The sequence below is a fragment of the Nocardia sp. NPDC002869 genome (assembly GCF_046764065.1).
In the GTDB taxonomy this organism is placed as follows: domain Bacteria; phylum Actinomycetota; class Actinomycetes; order Mycobacteriales; family Mycobacteriaceae; genus Nocardia; species Nocardia rhamnosiphila.
In genome coordinates, this window is sequence record NZ_JBKOOL010000177.1 from 1 (window position 1) to 11303 (window position 11303).

The 11303-nt window shown below is 68.9% G+C and carries 8 protein-coding genes; 3 read left to right on the forward strand and 5 right to left on the reverse strand.

The features are described from left to right. Window positions 1–217 precede the first annotated feature (217 nt). Window positions 218–4405, forward strand: coding sequence for a molybdopterin-dependent oxidoreductase (locus ACLML9_RS24520; RefSeq protein WP_411947729.1), 4188 nt, complete (start codon window positions 218–220; stop codon window positions 4403–4405). 10 nt (window positions 4406–4415) lie between these two features. Here ACLML9_RS24520 and ACLML9_RS24525 read toward each other — a convergent pair whose 3' ends face one another. After that, on the reverse strand, window positions 4416–5450 hold the full coding sequence (locus ACLML9_RS24525) for an aldo/keto reductase (protein WP_411947730.1): 1035 nt from the start codon (window positions 5448–5450) through the stop codon (window positions 4416–4418). 82 nt (window positions 5451–5532) lie between these two features. Here ACLML9_RS24525 and ACLML9_RS24530 point away from each other — a divergent pair, with 82 nt between their 5' ends. Continuing rightward, window positions 5533–6153 carry a TetR/AcrR family transcriptional regulator gene (locus tag ACLML9_RS24530; RefSeq protein WP_411947731.1) on the forward strand — a complete coding sequence of 207 codons (621 nt, stop codon included), beginning with the start codon at window positions 5533–5535 and terminating at the stop codon, window positions 6151–6153. A gap of 13 nt (window positions 6154–6166) precedes the next feature. On the opposite strand, the gene ACLML9_RS24535 is transcribed toward ACLML9_RS24530, so the two are convergent. The 4 genes from ACLML9_RS24535 to ACLML9_RS24550 all read right to left on the reverse strand — a co-directional run bounded on the left by ACLML9_RS24535 (window position 6167) and on the right by ACLML9_RS24550 (window position 10165). Next, on the reverse strand, window positions 6167–6766 hold the full coding sequence (locus tag ACLML9_RS24535) for a TIGR03086 family metal-binding protein (protein WP_411947732.1): 600 nt from the start codon (window positions 6764–6766) through the stop codon (window positions 6167–6169). A 168-nt stretch (window positions 6767–6934) separates the two neighbouring features. Further along, entirely contained in the window at window positions 6935–8572 is a 1638-nt protein-coding gene (menD, locus tag ACLML9_RS24540; RefSeq protein WP_411947733.1) for a 2-succinyl-5-enolpyruvyl-6-hydroxy-3-cyclohexene-1-carboxylic-acid synthase, read from the reverse strand. Window positions 8573–8785: 213 nt separating this feature from the next. After that, on the reverse strand, window positions 8786–9232 hold the full coding sequence (locus tag ACLML9_RS24545; RefSeq protein ID WP_030525622.1) for a DUF6918 family protein: 447 nt from the start codon (window positions 9230–9232) through the stop codon (window positions 8786–8788). A 276-nt stretch (window positions 9233–9508) separates the two neighbouring features. Further along, window positions 9509–10165, reverse strand: a complete 657-nt coding sequence (locus tag ACLML9_RS24550; protein WP_411947734.1) for a PaaI family thioesterase — start codon at window positions 10163–10165, stop codon at window positions 9509–9511. A 107-nt stretch (window positions 10166–10272) separates the two neighbouring features. On the opposite strand from ACLML9_RS24550, the gene ACLML9_RS24555 reads away from it, so the two are divergent. Next, window positions 10273–11166: a 1,4-dihydroxy-2-naphthoyl-CoA synthase gene (locus ACLML9_RS24555; protein WP_411947735.1), complete on the forward strand. Its 894-nt coding sequence runs from the start codon at window positions 10273–10275 to the stop codon at window positions 11164–11166. The last annotated feature ends 137 nt before the right edge of the window (window positions 11167–11303 follow it).

Consider the following 11303-nt stretch of genomic DNA (forward strand, 5'->3'; position numbering starts at 1 on the left):
CGTGGAACCCTCCGGCCCGATCGAAACCGAGGCCGCCCGCCGTCTAGCAGACGACCTCAACAGCTAACCGATCAGGTTCCCCAACACTTTCTGAAACGCTCGGTATCGGCCGGGTTCATCTACCTCACAACTGTGATTTTCGCCGGTGAAGTGGAATGTCATCCGGCGATAACATCGGGCAAACCCGAGGAAATCGGCCGCGGGGACGATCGGACTCATGTCCGAGGTGAGCAAGAACCGGCGGCCGGGTACGACCAGGACGGCGTGCTCCTACTGCGGGGTCGGCTGCGGTATCGAGATCACCACCGCGGCCGACGACACCGGCGCGCCGGTAATCGCCAAGGTCGGCGGGGACACACTGCATCCGTCGAATGGCGGGCGGTTGTGTACCAAGGGCGCCACCCACGTGGAGTTGATGCGGGCACCGGGCCGGATGTCGACCGCCTATCTGCGGCCCGAACGCGGTATACAGCCGCAGCCGGCCGGCGTGGACGAAGCGGTACGCGAGGCCGCTACGCGGTTGCGCCGGATCCTGGCGGAGCACGGCCCCGACGCCATCGCGCTCTACGTCTCCGGGCAGATGTCGCTGGAGGCCCAGTACCTGGCCACGAAACTCGCCAAAGGCCACCTGCGCACCATCCATATGGAGGCGAACTCCCGGCTGTGCATGGCCAGTGCGGGCACCGGCTACAAACAGTCGCTGGGCGCCGACGGCCCGCCGGGCTCCTATGACGATTTCGAGCACGCCGACCTGTTCTTCGTGATCGGCGCGAATATGGCCGACTGCCACCCCATCCTGTTCCTGCGCATGGCGGACCGGCTCAAAGCGGGCGCGAAACTGATCGTGGTGGACCCGCGGCGCACCGATACCGCCGCCCGCGCCGACCTGTTCCTGCAGATCGCCCCCGGCACGGATCTGGCACTGCTCAACGGTCTGCTGTATCTGCTGGTGGAAGCCGGTGATATCGACACCGAATTCATCGCCGAGCACACCGAGGGCTGGGGCGCCATGCCCGAGTTCCTCGCCGGTTATCCCCCGGAGAAGGTGGCGGAGCTGACCGGTCTGGCCGAGGCGGATATCCGTACCGCCGCGCGCTGGATCGGGGAAGCCGGGGAATGGATGAGCCTGTGGACCATGGGGCTCAACCAGTCGACTCACGGGACCTGGAACACCAACGCGCTGTGCAATCTGCACCTGGCCACGGGCGCCATCTGCCGTCCGGGCAGTGGACCGTTCTCGCTCACCGGGCAGCCGAACGCCATGGGCGGACGCGAGATGGGCTACATGGGTCCCGGTCTGCCCGGCCAGCGGAGTCTGCTGAATCCCGCCGACCGGGCCTTCGTCGAGGCCACCTGGGAGCTACCGCCGGGAACACTGCGCACCGAGGCGGGGCCCGGCACCATCGAAATGTTCCGCGAACTCGCCGCGGGCACCATCAAGGCGGCCTGGATCATCTGCACCAATCCGGTGGCGACCGTCGCCAATCGGAAGACGGTGATCGCCGGCCTGGAAGCGGCGGAACTGGTGATCGCGCAGGACGCCTACACCGAGACCGCCACCAACACCTACGCCGATATCCTGCTGCCGGCCACCCTGTGGGCCGAATCGGACGCGGTGATGGTGAACTCCGAACGCAATGTCACCCTGCTGGGGAGCGCGGTCGAGCCGGCCGGTGCCGCCCGGCCGGACTGGCAGTTGATCGCCCAGGTGGCCACCGCCATGGGGTTCCCCGGCTTCGAGTACGCCTCGAGTGCCGAGGTGTTCGACGAACTGCGCCGCTTCGCCAACCCCGCCACCGGCTACGACCTGAGCGGAATGAGCTACGACACCCTGCGCGAGGGCCCGATGCAGTGGCCGTGCCCCGACCCCGCACAACGCCGCAACCCGATTCGCTATCTGAACGACGGTGTGGGCGGGCCGCGCTACACCGATCCCGAAGGTCACGAACCCCGGCCGGCGTTCGCCACCCCGAGCCGGCGCGCCGTCTTCTGGCCGCGGCCGCATATGCTGCCCGACGAAATGCCCGACGACGACTACCCGTTCCTGCTCAATACGGGCCGGCTGCAGCATCAGTGGCATTCGATGACCAAGACCGGTCGCGTCGGCACACTGAACAAGCTGAACGGCGAACCGTTCGTGGAAGTCCATCCCGACGACGCCCGTACCCTCGGACTGGAGCCGGGGGACGAACTGGAGATCACCTCGCGGCGCGGGCGCGCGGTGGTGCCCGCCCGGGTCAGCGACCGGGTGCGGCCGGGCGGCTGTTTCGCGCCTTTCCACTGGAACGACGAACAGGGCGAATACCTGACCATCAACGCGGTGACCACTGACGCGGTCGATTCCGATTCGCTGCAGCCGGAGTTCAAGGCCTGCGCGGTCGCCTTGCGCCGGGTCGCGCCGATGCAGCGGGCACGCCGACCGGAAACAGTGGTCAGCGCACCGGAATCCACCGCGTCCGGCCCTCATCCCCTGGCTACGATGCTCGGCCTGGATACCGCGGCCACCCCGACGCTGACCGAAACCGAACGGATCTATCTGGGGGGTTATCTCGCCGCGCTGCAGTCGCTGCCGGTCTCCGGGCAGCCGGTCCTGCCCGCGTCGGCACCGCTGTCGGATCGGAGCCGACTGTGGGTGGACGGGCTACTGGCCGGGATGTATTCGCGTGAAGTGCCCGCGGTCCCGGCGGCCGGCGATCCGGCCGCGGCGCCGCCCCGGGATGTAACGGTGCTGTGGGCCTCCCAGACCGGCAATGCCGAGGATTTCGCCGCGACCGCCACCGCGCGGCTCACCGAATCCGGGCTCCGGCCGCGGCTGCTCGATATGGACTCCTGCGCACTCGACATGCTGACCGGTGATGTGCTGGTCGTCACCAGTACCTTCGGTGACGGCGGCCCACCGGACAACGGGGCCGGCTTCTGGACCCGGCTCGCGGAGAGCGAGGTCCGGCTCACCGGTATGCGGTACGCGGTGTTCGCGCTCGGCGACTCCTCCTACGACGATTTCTGTGGCCACGGTCGCAAACTCGACACCCTGTTCGCCGACCGCGGCGCGACCCGGCTGTTACCGCGCCAGGACTGTGAACCCGATTTCGACGAGCCGGGCGCGCAGTGGCTGGACGCGGTGATCACCGCACTGTCCGAACCGAGCGGGTCCGATCCGGCCGCCGGACCCAGCGGTGGCACTCCGCGCCGAACCGTCGGCGCGGCCTCCGCGGTCGGTGTCCTGGAACGGACCGCTCCCGCCCCGCTGCCGGTGCGGCGGGCGGCACCCACCGCGTTCACCCGCACCGCGCCGGTCTCCGCGCCCCTGCTGGACAACGAGATGCTGACCGCCCCGGACGCCGCGAAAGAGGTCCGGCGGATCAGTTTCGACCTGACCGGGCTCGACGCCCGGTACGAGGTGGGCGATTCGCTCGGGGTCCGGCCGACCAACTGTCCGTCGCTGGTCGGGGAATGGCTGGCGGCGACCGGTCTGGACGGCCATTGCAGCGTAGCGGCCGGCACCGGCGAGATATCGCTGGAGCAGGCGCTGCGCACCCACTACGACATCACCGGGGTGTCGCGCGATCTGCTGGAATTCGTCGCCGGGCACAATCCGAGCAACCGGCTCGCCAAACTGCTGCGCCGCGACAACCGCAACGAACTCGCCTCCTATCTGTGGGACCGCCAATTGGTGGATGTGCTGCGGGACTTCCCGGTCCGTGCCGACCTGGTGGAATGGCTCGACGTGCTGAAAAAACTCCGGCCGCGCCAGTATTCGATCTCGTCCAGTCCGCTGACGAGCCCCGACCGGGTGGAGCTGACCGTGGGCATCGTGCGCTACGGCGACCTGGCGGCCACGGGCTCGGCGGCCCGGCGCGGCGGCGTCTGCTCCACCTTCCTGGCCGACCGGGCCGCGGACACCGCGGTACCGATATTTCTGCAGCGGGCACCACATTTCCGGCCGCCGCTGGACCCCACTGTGCCGATGATCATGGTCGGCCCGGGCACCGGTATCGCTCCGTTCCGCGGTTTCCTGCACGAACGGCGCGCGCTGGGGGCGACGGGACGCAATTGGTTGTTCTTCGGCGATCAGCACGCCGCGCAGAACTTCTACTACCGGACCGAATTGGAGGACATGTTCCGCACCGGCCACCTGTCGCGGCTGGATCTGGCCTTCTCCCGCGATCAGCGGGAGCGAATCTACGTGCAGCACCGCATGATCGAACACGGCGCCGAACTGTGGTCGTGGCTGCGCGACGGCGCCCATTTCTATGTCTGCGGTGATGCGGCGCGGATGGCCGCGGATGTGGACGACGCGCTGCTACGGATCGCCCGCATCCACGGCAAACTCGACGAGGAGGGCGCTCGGGCCTTCAAGAAGCAGCTCACCGCCGAGAAACGTTATGTCCGGGACGTGTACTGACGTCCCCGGCTCAGGCGGCGGGTGGATTGAGCCGGGCGAAGTCGGGCAGGCGGTAGTACGGGTAGTAGGGGTAGGGCGGGGTGAGCGCGCTCGCCTTGTCCAGCCGGGCCAGCTGGTCGGCGGTGAGTTCCCAGCCGACGGCCCCGAGGTTCTGGCGCAACTGCTCCTCGTTGCGGGCACCGACGATGACGGTGCCGACGGTGGGCCGGGTGAGCAGCCAGTTCAGCGCGATCTGCGGTACCGATCGGCCCGTTTCGGCGGCGATTTCGTCCAGCGCGTCGACCACGTCGTAAAGGTGTTCGGGATCCACCGGTGGCCCTGCCTCGGCGGTCTTGTGCAACCTGCTGCCCGCGGGCAGTGGTTGTCCGCGCCGGATCCTGCCGGTGAGCCGGCCCCAGCCGAGCGGGCTCCACACCACCGCGCCGACCCCTTCGGCCAGGCCCAGCGGCATGAGTTCCCATTCGTAATCCCGGCCGGCCAGTGAGTAGTACACCTGATGGGCGATATAGCGGGGCAGCCCGTGGCGGTCGGCGGCGGCCAGCGATTTCATCAGTTGCCAGCCGGCGAAATTGGAGGCGCCCAGGTAGCGGATCTTGCCCGCGCGGACCAGCTCGTCTAGTGCGTGCAGCACCTCTTCGACCGGGGTGTAGGCGTCGAAGGCGTGTAGCTGGAAGAGATCGATATGGTCCACACCGAGCCGTTTCAGTGACGCCTCCACCGCGGTGATCAGGCGTCCGCGACCCGTTCCGGCGTCGTAGGGGCCCGGCCCGGTGGGCAGTCCGGCCTTCGTGGACAACAGCAGCCGATCGCGTTTGCCGCGGATCGCGGCGCCCAGCACCTCTTCGGACGCGCCGTTGGAATAGACATCGGCTGTATCGAACATCGTCACGCCCGCGTCGAGGCCGATATCCACGAGCCGGCGAGCCTGGTCGACATCGGTATCGCCCCAGGCGCCGAACAGTTCGCCGCGTCCGCCGAAGGTTCCCGCGCCGAAGCTCAGCGCGGGAACGACCAGACCCGAGGCACCCAACCGCCGGTATTCCATCCCAACTCCTAAAGGGTCTATGGTTTCGTTAACGAATCCGACGCTACACCCATCGAGCGATAAATGAAACTGGAGTCCCGTTATGAATCCTGAGCTGGCCGCGCCCGGCTCGGTGCGGCCCGGCGGCCGTACCGCCCGCGTCCGCGCCGCGGTACTGCAGGTCGCCGGCGATCTGCTGGCCGAACACGGTTTCGCCCGACTCGACCTCGCCGAGGTCGCCGCGCGCGCCGAGGTCGGCAAAACGACCGTCTACCGCCGCTGGCGCACCCCGACCGGACTCATCGCCGACCTCCTGGTGGATATGGCCGAACATTCGCTACCGCGCGCCGATACCGGCTCCCTGCTCGGCGATCTGACCGCCAATGCCCGCCTGGTCGCGAAAACCCTCGCCGACCCCCGGCAGGGCCGCCTGTTCCGCGCCGTGATCGCCGCCGCGACCTGCGACGAGAGCACAGCCTCGGCGCTGCGCCGGTTCTACGACGTCCGGCTCACCGAATGGTCGCCTTGTATCACCGACGCCGTCGCCCGCGGGGAGGTGCCGGCCGGAACCGACCCCCGCGCGGTCCTCACCGCCGTCTCCGGTCCGCTCTACTACCGGCTGCTGGCCAGTGGTGACCCCATCGACGACGAGGCCGCCCGGACAGCGGCCGAAACCGCGGCGCACGCGGCCGCGGCCGGGATATTCGGCCGCACCGGCGCATGACCCGCCGGACGGGTCACCGCATCATCTCTCGGCGCGCCTTGGGAATCCAGAACGGATCACGCCCGGTGAGCCCCAGCACCCGGTGCAGGGCCGGAGCGCCGGGTCCGACCGGTACCACCGGGCCGAAGAGTCCGGGTGTGCCTTCCGGCGGTGTGTCCTTCAGGAACTGCAGCAGCACCGCGAGATCGGTATCGGCCACCTCGACGTCGCGACCGGTGGCCCGCGCCAGATCCCACGAGTGGATGACCAATTCGTCCAGCGCGACACGCGCCGTGACCGCCGCCGGCATGGTCACGCCGCCTGCTTCCGTCTCGCCCTCCCAGGCCCCGGGCTCCTGCCATGCTTCGGCGAGAGCCTTCAACTGCGCGGGAATACGGGTCCGCCAGTCCGGCGCCAGGGCCGCGCCGGAATCGAACTGCGGTGCCGCGGACGCGCCGACCGCCTCCTTGGTGGCGGCGGCGCGAAACGCCTCGGCCAGCCCGCCGACATGTTCCAGGATCGCGCGGACCGGAAGATCTGCGGGAGTACGGACGTCGAGCTGCTCGTCGCCGATCGCGGCGACGATATCGGCGAGCGCGGCGGCCGCCTGCGACATATCGAATTCGGGTTGCATCGGAGCTCCTCGGGTCGGTGGATCCACCTGTACCGACGAACCCGGCCGGCGGAATTCACCGGCCGCGCCGCAACAGATACCGAGCGGCCACCGGCCGGGAGCACACCCGGCCGAGCTGTGGCCGAAACCGATTCGATACGGCCGCGCACGGCCGAGCGAAGACGGAGGTTACGTGGAGGCCCCGACACTCGCGCGGAGCGCCGCGTGCAGATCACGCAACCCGGCACGGCTTGTGACCACCTCCAGCACCCGGAAACCGGTCACGTGCCCGGCGAGCTCGATCGCCAGCTCGTCCAGCCCGACCTGCCGGTGCGGGATCCGGTAGGCCGCGCACAGCGCCGACAGATCCATCCCGTGCGGGGTGCCGAACACCCGCTCGAACACACCGGCGTACTGGGGGTCGCCCTGTTCGAGGAGTTCGAAGATCCCGCCCCCGTCGTCGTTGGCGACCACGATGGTCAGATCCTCCGGGCGTGGTTCGCCGCGCCCGATCAGCAGGCCGGAGGCATCGTGCAGGAAGGTGAGATCCCCGATCATCGCGATAGTGCGACCCGAATGGTGCAGTGCCGCTCCCACCGCCGAGGACACCGTGCCGTCGATACCGGCCACCCCCCGGTTGGACAGCACCCGGACACCGGGCCGCGGCGTCGATACCAGCGCGGCGTCGCGCACCGGATTCGATGCGCCCAGCAGCAATTGATCGCCCTCGCGCAGCCCATCCATCACTACCGCGGCCACGTGCAGGCCGGTGGGTTTCAGGTTCCTGGACAGCTCGTCGCGAACCACCGATCGGGCCCGCTCGTCCAGATCGCGGCAGCGCGCCAGCCACCGCGGATCGGGCGTGCCGGCCGTCACCGCGCGGGTACCGGTACCGACCACATTGCCCGAGACATCGGGCCAACGCGGACCGGTCGTCAGCGCGTACACGGTGACCTCGGGATCGGCCAGCACCCGGGAGACCTGCCGGTGCAGGGTCGGCCGCCCCGTGATGATCGCCTGGCGGGGTTCCAGCAGCGGCAGGGCCAGCGGGTGCAGGGCCGGACCGTGCGCCGGCGCGGTGGGTTCGGCGACCGTCGGCAACGCCGCCAGTTCGGTGTGCAGACCGGCGCCGTGCCCGGAGATCACCACGGTATCGGGGCCGAGGTCGATATCGAGCGGGACATCGAGGGTGGCGTACTGCGTTGCCGTCCAGGGCCGCTCGATGCCGCGCCCGGCCGGGGCGTTCTCGCCCTCCAGCGAATCCGGCACCAGCGGTTCGCGCAGCGGAATATCGAAGTGCACCGGCCCGGCATTGCCCGAGCGGATTCCCCGCGCGGCCGCCAGCACGCGGCACACCGCGGAGCGCCAGACGCTGTTCTGCTTCGGATAATCGGCGGCGGCCTCGGCTTCGGCGAGTCCCAGGCTGATGGTCGTGCGGACCTGGCTGCCGAACAGACCGAGCTGTTCCACGGTCTGGTTGGCGCCGGTGCCCAGCATCTCGTACGGACGGTTGGCGCTGAGCACGATCAGCGGAACCCGCGCGTAATTGGCCTCCAATACGGCGGGCCCCAGATTGGCCACCGCGGTACCCGAGGTCATCACCACCGGAACCGGGGCGCCCGAGGCGATGGCCAGGCCGATCGCCAGGAATCCGGCGGTCCGCTCGTCGACCCGCATATGCAACCGGAGCCGGCCGGCGGCGTCGGCGGCCTGGAGGGCGAACGCCAGCGGAGCGTTACGCGAGCCGGGACACAGCACGACTTCCCGAACCCCACCGCGTGCGAGTTCGTCGACGACCACCCGCGCCTGCGCTGTTGACGGATTCACGCCTCTAGATTGTCAGACCACGGCCGCCACGTCGGCGTCGCCCTGCTCACACCAATGAGTCGTGGCCGTAACCGCATGAAAAGAACCCGGCGGCTCCCCGCCGCTCGGGGCGCGCGCCGGATATCCGATACCCCCGAAACTCCCCCCCGTCGGGGGCCTCGTCGTCGAGGCCCCCCACGTGCCGCGCGCACGCGCGATCGTATCACACGTCGGTCAGCCGGCGTGCTTCTGCACCAGGTCGCCGACCCGCGGCAGCGCCTCGATGACGTTCTTCTTGGCCGAGGAACGCATCGAGTTGTACACCTTCTGCAGGGCCGGGCGGCTGGAGCTCGCGGCACGCGCGTCGGTGACGGTCAGCAGGGACTCGGCGACCTCGTCACCCTTGGAGCTCAGCAGCTCACCGAAGGTGCCGGTGCCACCGGCCTGGAATTCACTCCAGTACGGCTGAAGCTGCTCGAGCAGCTTGGGCGCCAGCGATTCCAGGGCGTCGGGCACGATGGACGGGCTGATCTTCTTCACCGCCGCGTACCCACCCTTCACGGCCAGACCCGACGCACCACCCTTATCGGAGACCTCGGCGTCCAGGACCTGGACGGCGTCGGCGAGGAAGGCCGGGCGCGTGGCCTCGTCAAGCAGTGATTCAGACAGTGCTGCAACCAATTTAAGGATCCTCCGGATCAGTACTCGTATGGACGGGCAACGCAACTATACGCACCGCCCACAGGAGTACTTTCCGCCCCGCATGGGTAAGCAACAGACGGAGATGACGCCTCCGCAACGACAGAAGCGTTACGGCCCCACGTGATTCGGCCCGGCCCGGCCCCGCCGCACCGGGCCCGACCAGCACCATCGGCCGGACGGCTTGTCACACGCGGGAAGCGAAAGCCCCGGCCCCGGCCCGGATACCGCCGTACCGATACCGCCGGCACGCCCCGATCACGGCTGCCAGGGCAGAAGTTGAACCATCAGTCCTTCACTGTCGGCCAGTACGGTGCCTTCCTCGTCGACGAGTTCGGCACTGATGAAGGTTTTGCGGCCCTCGATGCGCTCGACCCGGCCGCGTACCGTCAGCGGCGTATCGAGCGGAGTCACCTTGCGGTAGTTCACGTGCAGGAAGGCGGTCCGGCTGATCGGTCGCCCGGCGTAGTGCACGGTCATCCCGAACAGGTCGTCGAACAGTAGCGGGAGTACACCGCCGTGCGCTGCGGCGTTCCCGCCGAGATGGAAGCGCCGGAACACGCCCCGCATCACGATGCCGTCGGGCCCGGCCGAGACCGTCCGCCAGGGCAGCAGAAGCAGGCTGCCGCGCCCGGGCAGTTCGACGGCCCGGCCCGCCGGGCCCTGCTGCTCCGGAGCCCGGTACGGTCCGAGCAGCTCGATCAGCGCGTTCACCTGGTCGCGGGCCGCCCCGTACACCTCGGCGGGGGCGTCGGCGGAGACGGCGAGATCCTGGAGCGTGCGCATGGCCTCGACGAATTCGCCGAATTCCGGGCCCACCCGGGCCGGGGTGACCTTGGGGAACCCGCCGTGCCGCTCGTACCGATCCTCGTCGACAGCGCTGTCGTCGATCGTCGGTTGGGTCTGCTCGCTCATATACGCACCGTAACTCCGGGCTATACAGCGTCCAAACATTTCGGCTCAGATGTGGTGAACTCAACGGCCGGCCGGCGGCCCCCGCCGAGCCTGGTGTAATCACCCCCATGACGTTCAATCCGACGCTGTGGCGCGAAGTGGCCGGGTTCGAGAACCTGACCGACATCACCTACCACCGCCACATCGAACAGGGCACCGTCCGGATCGCATTCGACCGCCCCGAAGTGCGCAACGCTTTCCGCCCGCACACGGTCGACGAACTCTTCAGCGTCCTCGAACACGCCCGGACGACCGCCGATGTCGGCGCCGTCCTGCTCACCGGCAACGGCCCCAGCCCCAAGGACGGCGGCTGGGCGTTCTGCTCCGGCGGCGACCAGCGCATCCGCGGCCGCAGCGGCTACCAGTACGCCAGCGGCGACACCGCCGACACCGTGGACAAGGCGCGGGCCGGCCGGCTGCACATCCTGGAGGTCCAGCGGCTCATCCGGTTCATGCCCAAGGTCGTGATCGCCCTGGTCAACGGCTGGGCCGCCGGCGGCGGCCACAGCCTGCACGTCGTCTGCGACCTCACTCTCGCCAGCCGCGAACACGCGCGCTTCAAACAGACCGACGCCGACGTCGGCAGCTTCGACGGCGGCTACGGCAGTGCCTATCTCGCCAAACTGGTCGGCCAGAAATTCGCGCGCGAGATATTCTTCCTCGGCCGCACCTACACCGCCGAGGACATGCACGCCATGGGCGCGGTCAACGAAGTGGTCGACCACGCGGAACTGGAGAATGTCGCCCTGGAATGGACGGAAGCCATCAACGGCAAGTCACCCCAGGCCCAGCGCATGCTCAAGTACGCCTTCAACCTGGCCGACGACGGACTGGTCGGACAGCAGTTGTTCGCCGGGGAAGCCACACGACTGGCGTACATGACCGACGAGGCGGTCGAGGGCCGCGACTCCTTCCTGGAGAAGCGCGCCCCCGACTGGACCCCCTACCCCTGGTACTTCTGAAGTGGGCATCCGAATCCAGCCGTCGAATGCCGACGCAACCCGCATGCGTCGAGTTCTACGAGACACCTCCAAGGGTTGAGGCCCGTCTCGCCGTTTCGGCCTCGAAGCGCATGCGCCGCAGGCGCGAGTCTCGAGGC